This window comes from Pseudoalteromonas sp. S1610 (assembly GCF_005887465.1).
In the GTDB taxonomy this organism is placed as follows: domain Bacteria; phylum Pseudomonadota; class Gammaproteobacteria; order Enterobacterales; family Alteromonadaceae; genus Pseudoalteromonas; species Pseudoalteromonas undina.
This window is the reverse complement of record NZ_PNDI01000030.1, coordinates 1-21,281: the sequence shown is the minus strand read 5'-3', so window position 1 is coordinate 21,281 and position 21,281 is coordinate 1. Positions and strand designations below refer to the sequence as shown.

Annotated in this window: 16 protein-coding genes; 4 read left to right on the top strand and 12 right to left on the bottom strand. The window is 41.2% G+C overall.

The annotated features are described in order from the left end of the window. Position 1 precedes the first annotated feature (1 nt). The 7 genes from can to ilvG form a co-directional block, all read right to left on the bottom strand. Entirely contained in the window at positions 2-667 is a 666-nt protein-coding gene (gene can, locus CWB77_RS12040) for a carbonate dehydratase (RefSeq protein WP_008112739.1), read from the bottom strand. A gap of 10 nt (positions 668-677) precedes the next feature. Continuing rightward, positions 678-1,865 (bottom strand): methyltransferase, encoded by a 1,188-nt coding sequence (locus tag CWB77_RS12035; protein WP_138622891.1) that lies wholly within the window; start codon positions 1,863-1,865, stop codon positions 678-680. 102 nt (positions 1,866-1,967) lie between these two features. After that, positions 1,968-3,017: an ABC transporter substrate-binding protein gene (locus CWB77_RS12030; protein WP_138622889.1), complete on the bottom strand. Its 1,050-nt coding sequence runs from the start codon at positions 3,015-3,017 to the stop codon at positions 1,968-1,970. Positions 3,018-3,110: 93 nt separating this feature from the next. After that, entirely contained in the window at positions 3,111-4,664 is a 1,554-nt protein-coding gene (ilvA, locus tag CWB77_RS12025) for a threonine ammonia-lyase, biosynthetic (protein WP_075169505.1), read from the bottom strand. 2 nt (positions 4,665-4,666) lie between these two features. Further along, the gene (gene ilvD, locus CWB77_RS12020) at positions 4,667-6,523 is read right to left on the bottom strand and encodes a dihydroxy-acid dehydratase (RefSeq protein WP_138622903.1); all 1,857 of its coding nucleotides are present in this window, start codon (positions 6,521-6,523) and stop codon (positions 4,667-4,669) included. Between the two features lie 101 nt (positions 6,524-6,624). Beyond that, entirely contained in the window at positions 6,625-6,867 is a 243-nt protein-coding gene (gene ilvM / locus CWB77_RS12015; RefSeq protein WP_008112745.1) for an acetolactate synthase 2 small subunit, read from the bottom strand. Continuing rightward, entirely contained in the window at positions 6,864-8,513 is a 1,650-nt protein-coding gene (gene ilvG, locus CWB77_RS12010) for an acetolactate synthase 2 catalytic subunit (protein WP_138622887.1), read from the bottom strand. The genes ilvM and ilvG overlap by 4 nt, the downstream gene beginning before the upstream one ends. Positions 8,514-9,042: 529 nt before the next feature. Here ilvG and CWB77_RS12005 point away from each other — a divergent pair. The 4 genes from CWB77_RS12005 to CWB77_RS11990 all read left to right on the top strand — a co-directional run bounded on the left by CWB77_RS12005 (position 9,043) and on the right by CWB77_RS11990 (position 13,975). Then, the gene (locus CWB77_RS12005; RefSeq protein WP_028834465.1) at positions 9,043-10,716 is read left to right on the top strand and encodes a phosphoethanolamine transferase; all 1,674 of its coding nucleotides are present in this window, start codon (positions 9,043-9,045) and stop codon (positions 10,714-10,716) included. Beyond that, on the top strand, positions 10,713-11,084 hold the full coding sequence (locus CWB77_RS12000) for a diacylglycerol kinase (RefSeq protein ID WP_008112748.1): 372 nt from the start codon (positions 10,713-10,715) through the stop codon (positions 11,082-11,084). The genes CWB77_RS12005 and CWB77_RS12000 overlap by 4 nt, the downstream gene beginning before the upstream one ends. After that, on the top strand, positions 11,075-13,009 hold the full coding sequence (locus CWB77_RS11995; protein ID WP_138622885.1) for an LTA synthase family protein: 1,935 nt from the start codon (positions 11,075-11,077) through the stop codon (positions 13,007-13,009). The genes CWB77_RS12000 and CWB77_RS11995 overlap by 10 nt, the downstream gene beginning before the upstream one ends. A gap of 87 nt (positions 13,010-13,096) precedes the next feature. Continuing rightward, a complete protein-coding gene (locus CWB77_RS11990) occupies positions 13,097-13,975 on the top strand; it encodes a TraB/GumN family protein (RefSeq protein WP_138569765.1) in 879 nt (292 codons plus the stop codon). 6 nt (positions 13,976-13,981) lie between these two features. Here CWB77_RS11990 and CWB77_RS11985 read toward each other — a convergent pair whose 3' ends face one another. The 5 genes from CWB77_RS11985 to CWB77_RS11965 all read right to left on the bottom strand — a co-directional run bounded on the left by CWB77_RS11985 (position 13,982) and on the right by CWB77_RS11965 (position 20,951). Beyond that, on the bottom strand, positions 13,982-15,433 hold the full coding sequence (locus tag CWB77_RS11985; protein WP_138622883.1) for an ATP-binding cassette domain-containing protein: 1,452 nt from the start codon (positions 15,431-15,433) through the stop codon (positions 13,982-13,984). Positions 15,434-15,500: 67 nt separating this feature from the next. Beyond that, entirely contained in the window at positions 15,501-17,225 is a 1,725-nt protein-coding gene (locus CWB77_RS11980; RefSeq protein WP_138622881.1) for a response regulator, read from the bottom strand. Between the two features lie 116 nt (positions 17,226-17,341). After that, the gene (locus CWB77_RS11975) at positions 17,342-19,672 is read right to left on the bottom strand and encodes a fatty acid cis/trans isomerase (RefSeq protein WP_138622879.1); all 2,331 of its coding nucleotides are present in this window, start codon (positions 19,670-19,672) and stop codon (positions 17,342-17,344) included. Further along, the gene (locus CWB77_RS11970; RefSeq protein ID WP_054202577.1) at positions 19,672-20,034 is read right to left on the bottom strand and encodes a hypothetical protein; all 363 of its coding nucleotides are present in this window, start codon (positions 20,032-20,034) and stop codon (positions 19,672-19,674) included. The genes CWB77_RS11975 and CWB77_RS11970 overlap by 1 nt, the downstream gene beginning before the upstream one ends. A gap of 116 nt (positions 20,035-20,150) precedes the next feature. After that, positions 20,151-20,951 carry a VOC family protein gene (locus CWB77_RS11965; protein ID WP_138622877.1) on the bottom strand — a complete coding sequence of 267 codons (801 nt, stop codon included), beginning with the start codon at positions 20,949-20,951 and terminating at the stop codon, positions 20,151-20,153. Between the last annotated feature and the right edge of the window lie 330 nt (positions 20,952-21,281).

The following is a 21,281-nucleotide window of genomic DNA, read 5'->3' as shown; positions in this document are numbered from 1 at the left end:
ATTAAAGGTGACTGTCCGCAGATTTATTTAGTACATGGTGTACTGCTTTTTTATAGCTTTCACACTCTTCTTCAGCACAACTAACTACCGATTCTAAGTCATGCAAATGACCATTTTCTAAGCCATATACCCAACCATGAACCGTGAGTTCTTGACCTCTTAGCCATGCATCTTGAACAATGCTAGTGCGAGATACGTTACGCACTTGCTCAATCACATTAAGCTCTATTAAACGATCAAGGCGTTGTTTTTCTGGCAGAGCATTAAGTTGCTCTAGGTGTTTTTCTTTTACATCACCAACGTGGCGCAGCCAGTTATCAATAAAGCCAAAGCGGTCCTCGTTTAGTACCGCTTGCACACCACCACAACCGTAGTGGCCAACAACCATAATATGTTTTACTTTTAATACTTCGACCGCGTACTGCATAACCGATAAACAATTATGATCGGTATGTACAACCACGTTGGCAACATTACGGTGCACAAATAACTCACCCGGTAATAAATCAACAATTTGATTAGCTGGCACCCGTGAATCAGAGCAACCTATCCATAAGTACTCTGGGTTTTGTTGCATCGATAAAATTTTGAAAAATTCAGGGTTCGCTTCGCTCGTTCTAGATGCCCAGCGTTTATTATTTTCTAGTAAGTTATTTAAATTTCTCATTACATCTCTTTTAGGTTGAGGGCGTTTTTAAACTGGCTAAAATTAAAATATTACGGGGTGTTAATTGCTTCTCACAAAATGTATTAACACTGACGTCATAGCCTTGCTGCTGCAAATATAAAGCACGATCGAGCACAAGCCAAACTTCTATTGCTCTTCTAAACACATGTCGAACCAGTTCAACTCGCTCTGTTACTTTTTTTCGCGCCTGCCCAATCAATAAAAACTTATTGTAATCAATATCTTTTGGCAGTTTTAAGGCTTTTTTGTCTGCCGCCCAGTTACAAAATGCTGCAAACGAATCTGAAAATATCGCTTTATTCACTGAAGGGACGCTGACATACCCTAACTCACCAGTAAGTGACTTTCTTAAGGCATCAAACCCGAGTCGCCACTCCACTTCTGTTTTTCGCACTTTGCCTACTCGCGAAGGAGCTGTAACAGTTTCTTGCAGGGCGAGCTTTAAATCTCTGTGAGTTAAGTTTAATCGACTTTGCTGAGCATGCTCGCTCATCGCTTGGTAATTATTATCAGTAAATAAATGATAGCAACAAGGTGAAAAGCTAATTTGTGGTACTTTTGCTGCACTGGCTTGATGCATAAAAGTTTGGTGTAACGCACCGCAGGCATGCAAAGCGACGGCATGAGTGTGTGGGCTAAAAAAATCCTGAATGTTATCCTTAAGTACATCGGCTTGGCTAAATTGTATTGCAAGTCCCTGCTGCTGTGCACTTTTTTTCCCTTGTTCACACAAATGAGATTGTAGCTCAACGCTGTGTACACTCTGCGCACCATTAAAAGCTAACATTCGCCCTAAATGGCCTTTACCTGCACACCACTCTAATACAGGCTGATTACTAGTGGGCAATGCGCCAACAAAATCTTGTAGCTGAGTAAACTTTCGACCTTTAATACCATTACTGATCCAAAATGGGTACTCCTTCCGAGTGTTGGTAATGGCAGGTAATGACACTAATCGGCTAAGTTGCTCAACAGCGGGAATATAGGATGAAAAAAACTGATAGAGCTGCTCTTGATCAGAGTCTAATTCAGCAACCGCCTGATCGGATAAAGCGCTCAAAGGAGCATGTAATTCAGGCCAAGGTAAAGCGTCAAAATCAAATGCAGTACACTGCCAATACAAGCGAGTATTCATTAGCAAAGAGTTGAGGGCAGAAAATTGCTCAGTTAAGGTCATAACAGCTTAGGATATAAAAAAGACGTTTGATTATACCAGCACAATAGCACCTAATTAAGCGGTTATTTTTTTAACCTCGCAGAGCAAGGGAATTGCTTAACCTTATACCCGATTTTGTTTAGCCGATTTAAGTATTAAACGTAAATACAGAGGGATAGAAATAATGCTTATTATAATAGCCGCAATTAGCATCCAAGAAAGCTGCAGTGTTTCTTGCTTTTTATATTTATAAATAAAATCAGCTTTTACTTCATCAAACTTTGTTTGATCAATCTCATATAAGTCAGCAATTAAACGCCATTTAGCCATCGACATATTACCCACAGTAGTACTCGGTGGAGCAATATAGTCTTTAAGTACCTCAGCCTCATATGCCAGTTGATGAAAACTGCGATCAGGCGCATAAAACTGTTGGGTTATGGCAATGGCTTCATCCATATTCATTACCGCGTAGCGCCACCCTTTTAAACTTGCTTGATAAAACTTTTCTACCGTATCGGGGTGATACTTAACCATACTATCGCTGGTAAATAAAATATCCGCGTATACATCCATCCCATAACGTTGTGGACATATAAGTCTATGAGCAACCCCTTGCTGATCCATATGATAAGGTAGGTCGGTAACATACACTTCTATCGCATCTAATTTATTTTCCATCCATGCTTGTTGTAATTCATCGCCTTTGTAAACAGCCAGTTTTTCGGTATCAATACCACTGCGCTTAAGCATAGTTAGTAACTCAGAATTACTCTCTTTGCTGACTTCACTTACACGCTTGTTAATAAAATCACGAGCATGAAAAATATCTGAAGTTTCTTTTACCATCCAACAGTAAGGAGAAAACTGTAATATGGCAGCCATGGCTACAAAGGGTTCACCGGCAATACGGCGTTCTAATATACCTGAATGTGCTACACCAAATTGCGCCTCTCCTCGCTCTACCGCACCAAAACTATTTGGCCGTTTTGGATCGGCAGGAACTATATTGACGTCTAAACCGGCCTCATTATAAAAGCCTTTTTGTTTGGCCATGTAATAGCCAGCAAATTGAAATTGGTGCGTCCACTTTAATTGTAACGTGACTGATTCCTGCGCCGTTAACTGGCTACAAAAAAAGCAGGTGCTAATTATTATTCCTTTAAGTAGCAAAGCAGGCTTCCATAAACATGATAATTAATTATAACTATATGTAAAACAGCTAATAAAGCAAGCATCGGGATAAGATGCTTGCTTAGGATAGAGTTAGGCTAGAGCAATTTTTTCAAGCTTTTCTGCTTGAGGTTGGGTAGTTAAAAACTGAGTAAAACAGGGGTTATCGGTTTCGTCTTGGACACTGTAACCTAGCCGATTTAAGTGCTCATTAAACATCTCATATTGGCTTGGTTCAATAGCAAAGCCTGCTAATACATTCCCCATTGACCCGCCATGATTGCGGTAGTGAAATAAAGTGATATTCCAGTTACTACCCAGCGTATCCAAAAAGCGCGCCAATGCGCCTGGGTACTCTGGAAACTCAAACCTTAGTAAGCGTTCATGTAACTGCTCTGGCGCTTTACCGCCAACCATATAGCGTACATGCAGCTTTGCTAATTCGTTATCTGACAAATCGCAAAAGGTATATTTGTTATCTGTTAGACTTTGTTTAAGCTCTTCAAGTTCTGCTAACCCTTGACGTAGCGCAATACCAACAAAAATTTGCGCCTCGCCAGGCCCCGCATAACGATAGTTAAACTCAGTAATGGCACGCCCACCTAAAGATGTACAAAACTGCTTAAAACTACCGCGCTTTTCATCAATGGTCACGGCTAATAAAGCTTCGTTTTTCTCACCCAGCGCAGTGCGCTCAGCCACATAACGTAAGCGATCAAAGTTTAAATTAGCACCAGACAAAATAGCGGCTAAATTTAACCCCTTTAAACCCGACTGCTGAGACCATTTTTTAAGCCCTGCAGTTGCAAGCGCTCCTGAAGGCTCAGCTATAGCACGGGTTGATACAAAAATATCTTGCATGGCTGCACATATTTCATCGTCTGATACGGTAACTACTTCATCACAAAACTTTTGTGCCAGTCTGAATGTTTCGCTACCAATTATTTTAACGGCAACACCATCGGCAAAACTGCCAACGCGATCGAGCTCTACCGGCTCGCCTGCTGCTAAAGCAGCTTTTAAGCAGGCGCTTTCATTCGCCTCAACCCCTATCACTTTGATATCGGGGCGCAGCGACTTAATATATACCGCCATACCTGCCAGCAAGCCGCCGCCGCCAACAGGAATAAATACCACATCTAAATCGTTGAGCTGTTGCATTAATTCACGGGCAACCGTACCTTGACCAACAATCACATCAGGGTCATCAAATGGCGGTACAAATACGCCGTTTCGCTGCTCAGTTAATTCCAGCGCATACGCTTTTGCGGCATCAAATTGATGGCCATGCAATACGACTTCACCACCCAATGCCCTTACCGCATTAACCTTTATTTCAGGTGTGGTCACGGGCATCACAATGGTGGCTTTGTGCCCTAAGTGTGAGGCACTTAGTGCCACACCCTGGGCATGGTTACCTGCGGATGCGGTGATCACAACCGAGCCTTTAGGCAGCTTATTTAATTTATTAAAAGCACCGCGTAATTTAAACGAGTACACGGGTTGCTGGTCTTCACGTTTTAACCAAACATGATTACCTAATCGTGCACTCAATTCGGCCATTTCACTTACCTCAGTTACCTTGGCTAAAGGCTCCATATTGGCTTGGATAATCGCGCGAAAATAATCGAGTTCTTGAGAAACCATACCTAGCTAAGCTCCTCCAGTTTGGCTAAATCGCGAACTGCGCCTTTATCGGCACTAGTTGCAAGTAGCGCATACGCTTTAAGCGCAGATGATACATAACGATCACGATTAAGCGGTTTATACGCTTGTTTACCACGAGCCAGTTGTTTTTGCTTGCGAGCTTCAAGCTCTTCACCGCTTAACGCCAGCGTTATTTCTCGAGTGGCAATATCGATGATAATTTTATCGCCGTTTTCAACATAAGCAATTGCGCCACCGCTGGCAGCTTCCGGCGATACGTGGCCAATCGATAGACCCGACGTGCCACCTGAAAAACGCCCATCAGTAATTAATGCACACTGCTCTGCCAAACCTTTTGATTTTAAATAGCTAGTTGGGTATAGCATTTCTTGCATACCAGGGCCGCCTTTAGGCCCTTCGTAGCGAATAACCACCACATCGCCGGCTTTTACCTCGCCATTTAAAATCCCTTCTACAGAATCATCTTGTGACTCATACACAACCGCAGTACCTTCAAAGTGCAGCATTTCATCGACAACACCGGCACTTTTAACAATACAGCCATCAACCGCTAAATTACCCGCAAGTACCGCCAGGCCGCCATCTTGACGAAATGCATGTTCTACACTGCGAATACAACCGTTTTCACGGTCGTTATCACCCTCATCCCAACGACAATCTTGGCTCATTGCTTTGGTGGTACGAATACCTGCAGGGCCAGCACGATAAAACTTTTGCGCAGCTTCGTTATTCGGATCGGTTGCATCCCACTTTTTAACCAGTTCACCCATTGTCATACCAGCAACATGGTTAACCGATAAATCAACTAACCCAGCCTTTCCAAGCTCGCGAACTATCGCCATCATGCCACCAGCACGGTGTACGTCTTCAATGTGGTATTGCGCTGTAGCTGGAGCAACTTTACATAAAAACGGGGTTTTACGTGAAAGTTCATCAATGTGTGACATATCAAAATCAACGCCGGCTTCTTGTGCCGCTGCGAGTAAATGCAATACCGTATTTGATGAACCGCCCATAGCAATATCAACCACCATAGAGTTCATAAATGCGGTTTTATTAGCGATAGCACGAGGCAGTACGTCTTGGTTATCTTTTTGATAGTACTCACGGCATAAATCAACGATACGTGCACCCGCTTCAACATATAGTTGTTTGCGGTCTTTATGGGTCGCAAGCGTGGTCCCATTACCAGGCAGCGCAAGGCCAATTGCTTCTAGTAAACAGTTCATAGAATTGGCGGTAAACATCCCTGAACACGACCCACAGGTAGGGCATGCAGATCGCTCAACTTGCTCAGAGTCGGCATCACTTACCGATTCATCAGCGCCTTTAACCATAGCATCAACCAAATCGAGTTTAATATCGATATTCGCTAATTTGGTTTTACCTGCTTCCATTGGGCCGCCCGATACAAAAATAACGGGTATATTTAAACGCAGCGCCGCTAACATCATTCCAGGGGTGATTTTGTCGCAGTTAGAAATACAAATCATCGCATCGGCACAATGGCCGTTCACCATGTACTCTACTGAGTCGGCAATTAAATCGCGCGATGGCAGTGAATAAAGCATACCGCCGTGACCCATGGCAATACCGTCATCGATAGCAATGGTATTAAATTCTTTTGGTACACCACCGGCCTGAGTAATGGTTTCAGCCATCAGTTCACTAAGCTGATTAAGATGTACGTGCCCCGGTACAAATTGCGTAAATGAGTTCACAACAGCAATAATTGGCTTACCAAAGTCGGTATCAGTCATGCCTGTTGCACGCCATAATGCTCTTGCGCCTGCGCGTTTACGCCCTTCAGTGGTGGTTGCACTTCTTAATTTAGCCATAGTTACCTCAGTGTTTGCCGCAATTAATGCGGGCATTCCTCATTCTAAAAATTGATGAATAACCAAATAATCGGTTATTCGTAAAATTCGTTAAATTTATTTTATACAGCCTGTTGCTGTAAGCTTTGTAGCGTCACATGTTTCACATCAACCAATTTATTTAACTGGCTAGTAAGCAAGTAAATTGGTTTATCACTATCAACCGTCATTGCCATATTATATTGACCATCGTCCATATTGAGCTGTAAGTGAGTCAAGTCAAAACCACGATGACGCACCACACGTAAAAAGCGCTCGATTGCGACACTTTGACTTTTTAAGGCAATAGTTAAGTTGTGTTTCATTGTGCTTTCTCCGTCATCATTTCATCGTTGGCAGCTCCAGGCGGAACAAGTGGCCATACGTTTTCTTTATCATCGATACAAGCATGAACAATATAGGGTCCATCGCTATTTAATAAGGCAGTGATTGCATCATCCACTTGGTTCGCATGGGTAATAGTTTGCCCAGGAATGCCAAACACAGCAGCAAGTTGTACAAAGTCAGGGTTGTCTGATAGGTTAGTTTCGCTGTAACGCCCTTCAAAAAATAGTTCTTGCCATTGGCGCACCATTCCTAAGCGCTGGTTATCAAGTATCAGTATTTTTACTGGTAAATTATTACGGCGAATAGTGGCAAGCTCTTGAATGTTCATCATGATTGAACCATCGCCTGAAACGGTGATCACAAAGTCATCTTTACGCGCTATCTGTGCACCTATAGCCGCGGGTAAACCAAATCCCATAGTGCCTGCACCACCACTGCTCAAATGGTTGCAAGGGTGGCTAAACTTCATGTGCTGAGCTACCCACATTTGGTGCTGGCCTACATCACAACACACCACACTAGTGCTTGGCATACGCTGGCTTAGTTGATTAAGTAAATAAGGGGCAAATACTTTTTCACCAGGATAGTCGTAGCGCCATGCATGCTTAACCATCATTTGTTTATTATGATCGCACCACGCTTTTGGCGTAACGACGCACTCAAGGGCGGGAAGTGAGGTTTTTAAATCAGCAATTAAAGAAGCCTTTGCGGGTTTACGTTTACCGACCTCGGCTGCATCTATGTCTAAATGAATCACGTTTGCTTTTGCAGCAAACTTAGCTAAGTTGCCTGTTACACGGTCATCAAAGCGAGCACCAATACACACTAATACATCACATTCTTGCACCGCTAAATTAGCCGCTTGACCGCCATGCATACCTAGCATGCCTAAATCATATTCGTAATCAGGTAATACACTGCCCAATGCTTTAAGGGTTGAAACCGCTGGCATTTGCGTTTTATTTAAAAATTGCATTAACTGCGCTTGCGCATCAGCGGCATGGACCCCGCCACCAACATAGGCAACAGGCTGTTTGGCTTCACTGAGTAATTGGTTAGCAATAGCGACTTGGTTTAAATCAAGTTGAGGCAAATATTCATCTGCCGCTAACCAAGGTTTAAAAGGCACCTGCGCCATTTGAATGTCTTTGGGGATATCAACCAAAACAGGGCCTGGACGGCCGCTTTGTGCTAAATGCATGGCTTCTTGTAATATTTCGGCTAAATCTTCTGCTCGCTCAACCATGTAACTGTGTTTAGTACACGAAAGCGACATGCCAAGCACGTCAATTTCCTGAAAAGCATCAGAGCCAATAGCGGCGGTTGGTACTTGCCCTGTAATAGCAAGTAAAGGCACTGAGTCCATCATGGCATCTGCCAATGCGGTAATTAAATTAGTAGCTCCAGGGCCTGATGTTGCCAAGCACACACCTAAACGTCCAGTACTGCGTGCATAGCCCACGGCGGCAAACCCTGCACCTTGCTCATGACGAGTAAGATAATGTTTTACAGGCGCACCATACAAGGCATCGTAAATGGGCATAATAGCACCACCTGGGTAGCCAAATACTTCATCTACGCCGTGTTTGGCGAGTAAATCGATTGTTAGTTCTGCGCCTGTCATTAGTAAATCCTCATTCCTGTGTGACAACCCATTAAAAATTTAACTCTAAAACTAAAAAGCCCCCCGGACGGTTAAGTGCGGAGGGCTTTTCAATGCTTAGTTTTTTAAAGCACTACGAAGCCCTCGCGGGAATAATCACCACGATAATAATCAGGACTAGGTTAAGTGCATTTTTAAGCATAAAATTCAGTACCATTTAAGATTTAGTCATTGCGAACATCTTGTTTCGCTGTCTTTTTATATTAGTACCGCGCTCAGGGCGCTAAGTCAACACCAAATTCAATTCAAAATAATTATAAAAACACGCTTACTCAGGTTTTAAAATTCAATTAAACCAGGTTAAATAGATTTTTTATCCCTTCATTTCAACTCAGGAAATTCACTATTCTTATAACACTGAATTCTGGTTTGATTAATTTTTAGTAAGCCTCCTCATTTTTATCTAACAAAATTAAAATAAATCGATTTCTTAAGAGTTTCTTAAGTCTGGCAGCCTAGCATAACAACGTTCACTAAAAAGAGATGTGTTATGAACCCAACTTTCAAACTCAGTAAGCAACCGCAAGAAAATACTAAAAAACGCTTTTATTTTAATTGCAGTGCTAATGCATTCATTATTTTTATGGCTTGTTATTACGGCTTAGTTATTAATATTCCATTTATGCATGGTGCGTTTAGCGCTATTACCTCGTTGCACACATTTTCATGGCTATTTTTGTTTTCTGTGCCGTTACTACTGATTTGTTTGCTAATCATATTCTTTTCAGTGGTTTCTATTCGGGGAATACTAAAACCCATTAACTACTTGCTGCTAGTGCTCTCGAGTGCGGCGTTATATGGCTCATTGAACTATGGTGTGGTGTTTGATTATTCCATGATACAAAACACCGTCGAAACTGACTCTAGTGAAGCGTTAAGCTATTTAAACTTGCAACTTGTTGGCTTTTTACTGCTTTTTGCCGCATTACCTGTCTTTATTTTGAGTAGAATAAAAATAAACTGCGCTCGCCCATACAAAGAAGTTATTAGCCGTCTTAAACTGCTTTTAGCAAGCTTTGCACTGATTGCATTAGTGGTAGTAAACTTTTACGCCGATTATGCGGCAACAGGCCGAAATAACCGTATTCTTAAAAAAGAAATTATTCCATTTCAATATCTCTCTAGTGGCTACAAATACGCCCGTGACCAGTTACTTTATAGCGATATTGAATTTAAAAATATTGATACCACGCCAACTTTAGCATCGCCAAGCACAACACGAGTTACTGTCATCGTGGTAGGTGAAACCGCTCGAGCTGAAAATTTTTCCTACCAAGGCTATGAGCGTAATACCAACCAATACACGCAAAAACATAATGTCACTTATTTCGATAACGTATCGTCGTGTGGCACGGCCACAGCAGTGTCAGTACCATGTATGTTTTCACTGCAAACTCATGCCAATTTTTCTCGTTTAGACAGTGATAACCAGCAAAACGTAATTGATTTGATACAACAAGCAGGCGCAGATGTCTTGTGGGTTGATAATAACAGTGGCTGTAAAAACGTCTGCACGCGCGTACCTACCATTAATATTGATACCAAAGCATCTGAACTATGTGATGGTAAATACTGTTTTGATGAAGCGTTACTAGCCCCTTTAAAGCACAAGCTTGCCAATTTGAGTCAGGCTAATACGGTTATAGTGCTGCATATGATGGGTTCACATGGTCCTACTTACTTTAAGCGCTACCCTGAAAAATTTAAACAGTTTAGTCCAACCTGCGACCGCAGCGATATTCAAAACTGTAGCGCTGAAGAACTGGTTAACACCTACGATAATACAATTGCTTATAGTGATTTTATCAACGCTCAAGTTATTGAACAGTTAAAGGCACTGCCAGCTAATATTGATAAGCAATTACTGTATGTGTCAGACCATGGCGAGTCGCTCGGTGAAAATGGCGCATACTTACATGGCTTTCCCTATGCATTTGCACCAACAGCTCAAACCCATGTGCCTCTTTACATCTGGGCTGATGAGCATAATCAGCGCATTACAGCCAAGTGTCTCAACAACTTAAATAGCACTTTAGCGCAATCACACGATGCTATTTTTCATACCCTTTTAAGCTTAACCGGTGTTGCGAGTAAAACCTACCAAACCTCTGAAGATTTACTCGCGTCATGTCAAACGATTAACCATAGCGAAACTAAAATATGAATAATAAAACCGTTATAAAACGCCAAGGCCTAATGCGCCTAATTTTTACCTTAAGCCATACATTTAACGGCCTAAAATGGATGAGCCGATTTGAGGCTGCTTTTCAGCAAGAGTTGGTTTTATTTAGTTTGCTAGGCGTATTTGCCTGCTTGCAAGAAATTACTTTAAGTAGCAAATTAATATTGATTGCCAGCTTATTGTTTGTGTTATTTGCTGAGTTGGTCAATACCGCAGTCGAAGTGGTGGTTGATCGCATCGGTAGCGAATATCATGAACTATCAGGTCTAGCTAAAGATATTGCATCCGCCAGTGTCTTTATCGCCATGCTTATTGCTATTTTAGTTTGGTGGTCTGTGCTATGGACTTAATCAGTAGCACTAAAAAAGTACTGGGGCCATTGTGGGTTTTAGCGGTATTTTTTTTCGCACTCCTATGCTTGCTAACTTTTGCGCGATTAGGTTTAAGTTTGTGGCAAAGTGGACGTGTATTTACCGAAGGCGCCTGGCACTTTGTTTTTGTAGGCGGTTTACGTGTTGATATAGCAACATTATGCTACATCATAACCCCCGCTTTGTTACTAACACTTGCAGCACATGCCCTCAAATTAACCGCTTATATTCGAGTAGTCGTAAAGTGGTATTTAGTAATAATGGCTGCAATGTTAGTGTTTTTTGAGGTTATTACACCCACGTTTATTAACGAATACGACTTACGCCCTAATCGCCTATTTATTGAATACCTTATTTATCCTAAAGAAGTCTCTAAAATGATTTTTTCAGGTTACAAACTCGAAGTCCTCTTCGCTGTTTTAGCGCTCGTTTTCACCATTAAATTTGCTAACAAAATTCTTACTCAGCAATGGCAAAACCGCTCGTCCCTAGGGGCAATAAAACTATCACTATTAGCTGTTATTATATGTAGCCTAACACTGTTAGGCGCTCGAAATTCATTAGGCCATCGTCCATTAAACCCCGCTATGGTGGCATTTTCGACCGACCACTTGCTGAATGACCTCACGCTTAATTCATCATATAGCGTAGCATTTGCGTTAAAACAGCTCTCCAATGAGCAATCAAGTCAGGCATATTATGGCAAGGTCCCTCAAGAGGAGTTACTCGCCATAGTACGCAGTACCATGCAAAATCCTCAAGCAATATTTAATAATCCAAATGCCCCTACCCGCACTTTTCATCAGGCAAGCTACCGAGGTAAAAAGAAAAACCTGGTTATTATTCTGCAAGAAAGCTTGGGGGCTCGCTATGTAGGCACCTTAGGAGGCTTACCTTTAACACCGAATATAGATGCGCTCTATCGGCAAGGTTGGGGCTTTGACAACTTATACGCTACTGGCACTCGCTCTGTACGAGGTATTGAGGCGGTGATAACCGGTTTTACACCCACTCCCTCTCGTGCGGTTGTAAAACTAGATAAATCACAACGTGACTTTTTCACCTTAGCCAGTTTCTTAACAAAGCAAGATTACCAAACTCAATTTATTTACGGTGGTGAAAGCCATTTCGACAATATGCGCAGCTTTTTTTTAGGTAATGGCTTTAGTGATATTGTGGATAGTGAAAACTTCGATAACATCGATTTTAATGGCTCATGGGGCGCATCCGACGAAGATTTATTTACTCAAGCAGATAAAGAACTGAACAAATTGCAACAACAGCAAAAGCCATTTTTTAGTTTGATTTTTAGCAGCTCTAACCACAGCCCTTATGAATTTCCAGATGACAAAATAACCCTGTTTGAACAACCAAAACAAAGCCGTAATAACGCCGCTAAGTATGCCGACTATGCGCTGGGTAAATTTATCGAAAAAGCGAAAAGGTCGAGCTATTGGGACAATACGATTTTTATTGTTATTGCTGATCATGACTCGCGGGTGATGGGCTCGAGCCTAGTGCCGATTGATCACTTTAAAATTCCTGCAGTTATTTTTGGTAAAGACATTAAGCCCAAACGCGATCATCAATTAGCCAGTCAACTAGATATTCCCGCCACCTTACTGTCGCTTATTGGCGCCAGCGGTGAGCACCCGATGATTGGTCATGACCTCACTCAACCAGTGGCTAAAAGCAAGCAACGTGCAATGATGCAATATGATAAAAACTTTGCATATATGCTCAATGATAAAGTCGTGATTTTGCAGCCAAACAAACCTGCAACCAGCTATATTTATAAAAATAAACAATTACACGCTAGCAGTGATGATAGCCAGCTTATTAAACAAGCACGCGCTTTGGCTAACTATGGCAACATGGCCTACAGCAATAATTGGTACCAATAGCGTTTTTTAATCTGGCATTTTTACGTTACCTATAAAGTAAACTAAGTTAGTATTTATAAAACAACTAAAACTTGGTTAGGATTTTTTATGAAAGTGTCATTGCGTATCAGTCATTTATTGATGGCGTTCGTTGTTTTAGCATTTAGTGTGAATGGCTATGCAGCTCCTGCTCTGTTCAAAATAGAAAAACAAGGCGCTAGCTCGTATTTATTTGGCACCGTGCATGTAGGTGATGCCAGCATGAAAGGCCTACCACAAAAGGTAACTCGTGCATTGGATGACAGTAATCAAGTGGTTGTTGAAGTGGATATTAGTAAACTCTCTCCACTACAAATGCAGCAACGTTCTATGCCGTTTATGCTGCTAGCAAATGGCCGCACTTTACAGAGCGAGCTATCGGCAGAAAATTTTCAACAACTCAAAGACTACTTTGCTAAAAAGTCGATTGATATTGCCATGTTCAACAGCTTTAAACCTTGGGCTGTGATGTTAACCATGATGCAAATTGAGTTTCAAAACGCAGGTTATTCAGATAAAAATGGTATTGATAAGCAGGTATTAGATTATGCCCAACAGAATAATATTAAAATTGCTGAGCTTGAAACCATAGAGCAGCAACTACAAATGTTTAATGGGTTAGAGTCATTAAGCAACGCTATGATGGCAGAAACTTTTGAGCAACTAAGCGATATTAATACCTACTTTATTTCCCTAGTGGATGCATGGAAAAAGGGCGATATGAAAACCCTAACCGGCTATTACCACACCAGTTTTGATAACAGCCAATACGGCCAACAAAGCGAACAAGTGATGTTAATTGAGCGTAATAATAATTGGGTCACTCAGCTCACCCCAAAACTTGAACAAGGCAATATTTTTATAGCTGTAGGCGCTCTGCATTTAGTTGAGCAACATGGCTTAATTAAACAACTGCGTGACCAAGGATTCGCGGTGACTCAGTTATAAACAAGCTTATATAATCGACTCACTATGAGCCGTATGCTGTTCATAGTAAGTTGGTTTAAAATCTTCCATTTTTAAGGTGTGTTCAATCCCTTTAATGGTATCTGCTGCATGATGGTTTACATAAATAACGGTACTCGTTTTTGCCGCACACACCTTTTCTATCAGCAGTAAAACGCGTTGACGATTTGCCTCATCAAGCCCTAAACATGGCTCATCTAAAATAACTAAGGCAGGGTGTTTGACCATTGCGCGTACAATAAGTAATAGGCGCTGATCGCCATACGATAGTTGAGTAAAAGCGCAATTAGCTTTATCGCTAAGGCCAATTAGTGCCAACCACTGTTTCGCTAACCGCATTTGTAACTCACTGGCTTGTTGATATAAACCAATACTATCGAAAAACCCAGAGATAACAGTATTGAGCGCCGAAATACTCACTCTATACTGTAAATGCAAGGTATTAGAGATATAACCAATATGCTGTTTTATATCCCAAATACTCTCTCCTGTGCCACGCTTGAAACCAAACACCTCAATCTCATTGTTATAACACTGAGGGTTATCACCGGTGATTAAATTTAATAAACAGGTTTTTCCTGAGCCATTCTTGCCGGTAAGTTGCCAATGTTGGTGTTGCTTAATCGTCCAGTTTAAGTTTTCAAAAATAGTCTGTTCACCATAACGTACATGCGTATCAGTAAGCTTAACGAGTGGCGCGTTTACATTTGAAATAAAAGTAGGCTCGGGTGAACCTGGAATAGTTATAGATGTATGTTCTAAATGCAGTAACTTAAACAAATCGGCTCGTTTTGCTGCGCACGGTTTTGCTAAGCTATGTTGTAAAAGACCCTTACTCACATAAGCAAAGTGATCAACAAACGCTGGAATTTCATCAACACGGTTTAGCACAAACACAAAGCAAGTGTGCGTACTCAGTTGCTTTAATAGGCGGTTTAACTGCCCAGCCGATTCAGTGTCTAAGCCATCAAATGGTTCATCAAGCACAACTAACTCACTATTAGCAGACAGTGCTTTAATCAATAATAATTTACGTGTTTCACCGGTCGATAAATCAGTAAAGTTACGATTAAGTAAGGCATCAAAATTAAGAGCTGTAATTAGCTGTTGGCATAAATCGTTATTTATTTCAGGCGCAGAAAAGAGTATATCGGTTACTTTTTGTGTTTTATCACTTTTGCGATTAGCGCTTAATAACTGCTTTTGTAAATCACTTGAAACCAACTGTAGATTATTAAAAGTACTATGGCGTTGCCCACTTTGTTGCTTGGCTTCACCAATAAGCGTAGCCCCAAGCGCAGATTTACCGGCGCCATTGCCGCCAAGCAATACCCAGTGTTCCCCCTGTTTTACTTGCCAAGTTAAATCCTTAATATAATAGCGATTACTGCCACCGGTGGATAAATAACCATTAAATTGCTGAAGTAAAATTGAGCTCACACTAGCTACCAAAATAAGGCTTAAAAATTCAAATTAACGTACAAAATAACAATTAGGCAAGTGAGATTTAATCAACCTCTGTTAGAAGAGCATCGTTTAGTGCCGCTATTATACTTTGCTGATCTATGGGTTTATGAATATAACTTATTGCTCCACAAGCTTTAGCGCGAGCTATATCACTATCAGAAGTGTTTGCGGTAACCACAATAATGGGTCGTGTTTTGTCTTTTTCATGTAGCAGCTTTGTGGCTTCAAAGCCATCCAAAACCGGCATATTTAAATCCATAAATATAACATCATAAGTATTTTCACCCGCCATTTCACAGGCGACTTTGCCATTTTCAGCCGATTCAACCTGTATGTTCAAAGAACTTAATAACTTTGTTAGTACTAACATGTTGAGCGGGTTATCTTCAACCACTAAACACTTAAGATCATCAGGCAAGCGCGTTGGCTTAGTTTCGCTTGTGTCCATCTCTAATGGTAGGCTTAAAAATACAATGGCGCCTTGTGAATGATTATTCTCAAAACGAATGTCGCCATTAAGCGCATTAACAATATATTGCACGCGGGTAAGCCCTGTTCTGAGACCTTGAAAATGGTTACTTTGTTGATTGTTATCTAATTCGAGCTGACCAACCGGGTGGCTAAAGCCACAGCCACTGTCTTTTATGCTTAACTCTAACTGATGGTTATTGAGCGTAGCAATGACGGTGACCTCTCCTTGCTCAGTAAACTTTAATGCGTTATTAAGTAGTTCAGAAACAATTTGCTGTAGGCGTGCGTGATCTACAATCACCGCGCAATCTAAGCTCGGCGCTAACTCGGTAATTAACTTTAACCCTTTCTCAGTACAGCCATATTGATACACAGCCAGTATTTTGTTTAAAGTTGTTAGTAGGTTGTCTGAGGTCGGCTTTAATGACCAACGGTTTAAACTAAGCGCCTGTAAATCTTGAAGTTCATCTAACATCGCTAGCAGCCTAACAGAACAATACTGAGCTTGACGCTGAATTTGTTGTTGCGAGCTGGGAATACTTAATTCATTTATAGAACTAATTAATCCCTGTAACGGAGTTCTAAACTCATGGCTGGCGCGTGCAATAAAATGTTCTTTATTCTGACTGACTTGCTCGGCAAATTCTTTTTGTTGTTGATACTCAAGCAGGGTCTGCAAAACTTGCCTCTCCATTGGCATAAACACAAACCTTAACTCTATAAGCAATAACGCTAGAGTCAAAAACCAACACAACAGCTCAATATTGGCAACCCAATTAACCTTTGTCACCGCTTGCTGCTCAAATAAGCTCACCGCGGTGTCTAATTTTTTTAATAATGCTTCAATCTCGCCCACAGAAAACACCGCGGGATTCGCTTGTTCTTGTTGGGTCAGTAATTTTTTTGCTTGTTTTATAAAACTAGATACCTCGGTATCTAAGCTGCCTGGGGCGGCATAATATAAATCAACTAAAGCAGCATTTAAATAAATCGCCTCACCTTGCTCATTTTTAGTGAGTAAAAAAGTATGTCCTTGTTCGAATAGCCCAAGTGAGTAAGCTAACGATTTCAGGTGCTGTTCGTTGTTAGCTGTTTGATTAATTAGCGCATTACTATGCCACGCTATTTTTTGTGACAGCATGCGTTGCTTACCTGCTATATTGATAATTTTCGCATCGTATTTTTGCACAGAAAAGACGTATTGCATGAGTAATGCGGATACGCTGATCAGCAAGGCAATAGCAATTAATGCCCACCGATAACGTTTGCGAATACTCTTTACAATATTAAACATAAACCAAGCTGCTTTTTATTTTCACTTTAGTCTAACTGTAGCAAGTTAATCAGTTAATTCACTAATTATTAGATATAAAAAAGCCCAACTAAAAAGCTGGGCTACTTACAATATCATTAACGATTTTCTAAGCGGTTATAATCAAACATACCAAATTCAACCCCCCGATACTGGCGGGCAACGTGATGTAATATATCGCTATATTGCCAAAACTGAGGGTGCGTTCGACGAATCGCAAACTTAGACTTTAAAGCCCGATAATCCGCCTCTATTTGCATAAGCGGTAGCTGCTCTGCAAATGCAGCAACTTGTTGCGGGTTATTTAAATACCAAATTGCTGATGGGTAATCACCAATAAAACCTGGCACAATTGTCACGGTATCTTCTTCATAAGCACGCTGGCCGTCTTCGTTTAATAAGCTCGAAATATTATAATGCGCGTTATGATGAATAATCGTATAAGCCTTGTGCTCATCTTGCTCTTTTACTAACACATAGGATAGCTGCGGGAGTAAGTTAATTGCTTTAGCAGGCATGGTGTTAATTGCACTTAATGGTGCGGGTACTTTTTTATAGTCATAACGAGGACTTAATACCGGCTCAAGCGTTTGTTTAATTAATCCATATAACTCTGATTGTGGCTTATCAGTTTGGTAATTAATACCGCTTGGCTGACTAAACTCACGGTTATTTTCGAAAAAGGTCGATAGGCTTGGCGGTGATTTACGATACCAGCTTTGCTTAATAGCTTCGCGTTGTGACTCTGGTAATAACGCAAGAAAGTTTTGCTCACCTTCCAAGCGTAAAAAATCCATGTATAAACGTGTTATCAATTGATGGCCAATATTGCCATACACATCAAAGCCAGCCACTAGTAAGTAGTGAATACGCTCAAACAATGCATAATCAAGTACCCACATCGTTTTAGGTTGCTGGCCAATAAGCCCTTTTACAACAGTTGCACTATCGAAATGGCGAAAAATTGTCAGCGCCGCATTTTGGTTATGCCCTTCCCCTTTCCACAGTAAATCAGTAGTTAAGTGCTCGCCATTTTTGAACATTTTATTAGCTAGCTCAACCTTGGCTTTTAAATAGCGTTTTTCGCGAACTGAATATTTTACCCAGTTAGAAATAGGTAACGCATTACTCTCCTCCGCTGCTGGTAACTCTAATGCGTCTTCATGTTGCATTAGCATTTTACCAACCTCTGGAGTCGCCACTTTATCAGGATCGGCAAATGCCACCCAAAAATGATCATTAATCACGTTCAGTGCAATTTGACCACGACAGACAGGCCCTTTAATGAAGCCCATAATAATTAATTCAGCTTCATCGAGCATAAATTGATATTTAGCATCAATAGGCAGTGCTTCAAAAGTTTTAAATGGGTTTGATGCAAGTGCTGGCTCATAGCTTGGTAAGCTAGATACAGTGTATTTTGGTGCGATGAACTGCTGATATAAGCGCGTTAACTTCTCATCCGTTAACTTAAGTGGCAAATGCGTTTTTGACAAAATAGTAGAACGGTCGTGAAGCAGTCGATAATAAACACGCTCAACATTTGGGTTATCATAAGGGCGACGAGCGCTAATTAACTTAATATCTTCCCCAGGAGGAGTGCTTGAACGCACCAACTTAAAAAAGTTTGGTGATTGCGCATCACTAAAATAGATGTGCGCTAAAAACCAATGTTCATAAATATAACGTGCTGATAACTGATACTTCAAACTATCTTGATTTAAAAATGCTTCCCAGTTTTTTACCTTTGCAAGCTCAGCAGCTGATGGCGGCTTGATATGCGCCATTTTCCCACCTTTTTTAATCCAATTTTGTAGATGCTGAAATTCAGCAGCCGACACCCCTGGTAAGCCATAAGGCATACCCGCATGCGGTTGCTCATCCGCTAATTGGTCAAATTCACCCATGGTCGCACAACTTTGGTTGCGACTAAGCGAAAAATCAAAGCGTTCATCTAATACTTCATCTTCTGGCAAAGGTGAACTTTGCTTTAATACCAGCGTGTTAAATAACACACTACCGGCTAAATTGGCTTCTTCATTTTGTGCTCGCTCGTTTAATACCGGGCTAAACTCTTTTTCACGCCATTGCTCAGTGGTGGTTGCATCAAATAATAATCGGCTCGGCGTTGAGGCTAACAACCGAGTACCGTCGTACACCAGCTCTTTACTTAGCCCTCTATCTATTCCCTCAGGAGACGACAACTTCAACTGGCAAGGCGCATCATAACAACCATGGCAAACCACGCAGCGAGTATCTATTACAGGCTTTACATGTTGAAGAAATTCGGCGCCATCACCACTATTAGCGTCAACAATACGCGCTTGTGTTTTTTCGGGACCAAACAGTTCGTTATAATGAGCATTTCCGAGGTAGGCACAGCCACTTAAAATAATCAGTACAAATGTACTTATAATGATCTTTTTCATTACTCTGCCTCATCGCCCAAATCGAACGTGGGCATCATATCAACTTGAGGTGATACGAATGTCAGCTCATCAACTGTAGTCACTACAGCGCTTAATAGAGGGCCTTGAGTGAGCGTTAGTTGAGCGTCATGTTCGCTTTGCACTACACTTGAAAAGCTTGAATTGATGACATTCAATTCATAGTCCGTAATGCTTATACCAATACTACTGTCAGCACTGGGATTTTGGCATAGCTGAGTCAGTAGCTCATCACTTAAAATAACTGAAATTTCCACGTCAGGCTGCGCTAAGTCACGGGTACTTAGTGTCTCATCTAGAATAAATAAAGGGAGGGTTAAATTGCTATCTTGTTCAAGTTCCATTGGACTCTCTTGCTGACTGGCGGTGTAATTACCGCCATTATAGCAAAAAAGCATATAATTACTGCGACTAAATAACCATACTAAAGCCTAAAATTAATCCTAAGCATTGCTAATTACTAAGCTTTAATATCATCCATTGCCGATTCAATCATAGAAAAAACAGCCCCTTGAGGATCGCAAATAACACTAAAACGCCCTACATCAGGGATATCTGTAGCAGGTACGCACACTTGCCCTCCAAGGATCGCCGCTTTTTTTACATAGCTATCGCAGTTATCCACGGCAAAGTAAATCATCCAATGGGGAGGCACGTCTTCTGGCCACTCATTATTCATTTGTAGCATGCCCGCTACAGGCTTACCTGCAACTAAGAACAAGGTGTAATCCATACCTTCCATAGGCTTTATTTCACTTTGCCAACCTAGTAATTCGCAGTAAAAGTGACGGCTCGCTTCGCTATCACGCGTTGCCATTTCGTGCCAATAAGGCGTGCCGAGCTCACAAGGGCGCTGACATCCTATGTGCTCTTTACCTTGCCATAACGCCACTATGGCGCCGGTTGGGTCTTTAAGCATTAACATGCGCCCTGCATTCATAACATTGTGAGGGCCTGCTATAATTTGCGCGCCTAGCTTTTGCGCCTTAATTGTACATGTATCAACATCATCTACTGCAATATAGGTAAGCCAGTAGCTAGGTGTGGAATCGTCCACTTGCTCTTTAGGCATTTGGTACATGGCAGCAATATCGTCACCTTGCTTTTGAAGCATTGTGTAATATTCATCTTCGCCAATTGGCTGGTCGTCATTCCCCCATTCAAACAACGAGGTATAAAAAGCTTTTCCATCTTTCCAATTATGAGTACACAGTTCAGCCCAGCAAAATATACCTTGCGGATAATTATTTTTATTATTCATCGCCCATTTCCTGTTGTAAATTTAAGCTATTTTTAGCTTAGGCTAATAGTCTATAAGAGTCGATAGCTATTCAATGAATAGACATGTCTTTACTGAGTTTTAGCGTATAGTCATATTCCCTTCTATGAAAAAACAGCGCTCAAATATTAAACTATAGATATTCAGAGGTTCTTAAACCGCTGGCTTCTACTCGGGGTTGATACTAACTCAGGCTACTTAGCTTATATTAGCACCGAGCAGCTAAAAGCTGATAGCTAATCACTTTTCTTCAAGCATTAAAAAACCCGAGACTAAGCTCGGGTTTTTTTGAATGCTTAATGCATTACAACA

What these genes read in the sequence shown, in the direction of transcription:
- can (WP_008112739.1), bottom strand. Translation starts at nt 667, where the DNA reads ATGAGAAATTTAAATAACTTACTAGAAAATAATAAACGCTGGGCATCT.
- CWB77_RS12035 (WP_138622891.1), bottom strand. Translation starts at nt 1,865, where the DNA reads ATGACCTTAACTGAGCAATTTTCTGCCCTCAACTCTTTGCTAATGAAT.
- ilvA (WP_075169505.1), bottom strand. Translation starts at nt 4,664, where the DNA reads ATGGTTTCTCAAGAACTCGATTATTTTCGCGCGATTATCCAAGCCAAT.
- ilvD (WP_138622903.1), bottom strand. Translation starts at nt 6,523, where the DNA reads ATGGCTAAATTAAGAAGTGCAACCACCACTGAAGGGCGTAAACGCGCA.
- ilvM (WP_008112745.1), bottom strand. Translation starts at nt 6,867, where the DNA reads ATGAAACACAACTTAACTATTGCCTTAAAAAGTCAAAGTGTCGCAATC.
- ilvG (WP_138622887.1), bottom strand. Translation starts at nt 8,513, where the DNA reads ATGACAGGCGCAGAACTAACAATCGATTTACTCGCCAAACACGGCGTA.
- CWB77_RS12005 (WP_028834465.1), top strand. Translation starts at nt 9,043, where the DNA reads ATGAACCCAACTTTCAAACTCAGTAAGCAACCGCAAGAAAATACTAAA.
- CWB77_RS12000 (WP_008112748.1), top strand. Translation starts at nt 10,713, where the DNA reads ATGAATAATAAAACCGTTATAAAACGCCAAGGCCTAATGCGCCTAATT.
- CWB77_RS11995 (WP_138622885.1), top strand. Translation starts at nt 11,075, where the DNA reads ATGGACTTAATCAGTAGCACTAAAAAAGTACTGGGGCCATTGTGGGTT.
- CWB77_RS11990 (WP_138569765.1), top strand. Translation starts at nt 13,097, where the DNA reads ATGAAAGTGTCATTGCGTATCAGTCATTTATTGATGGCGTTCGTTGTT.
- CWB77_RS11980 (WP_138622881.1), bottom strand. Translation starts at nt 17,225, where the DNA reads ATGTTTAATATTGTAAAGAGTATTCGCAAACGTTATCGGTGGGCATTA.
- CWB77_RS11975 (WP_138622879.1), bottom strand. Translation starts at nt 19,672, where the DNA reads ATGAAAAAGATCATTATAAGTACATTTGTACTGATTATTTTAAGTGGC.
- CWB77_RS11970 (WP_054202577.1), bottom strand. Translation starts at nt 20,034, where the DNA reads ATGGAACTTGAACAAGATAGCAATTTAACCCTCCCTTTATTTATTCTA.
- CWB77_RS11965 (WP_138622877.1), bottom strand. Translation starts at nt 20,951, where the DNA reads ATGAATAATAAAAATAATTATCCGCAAGGTATATTTTGCTGGGCTGAA.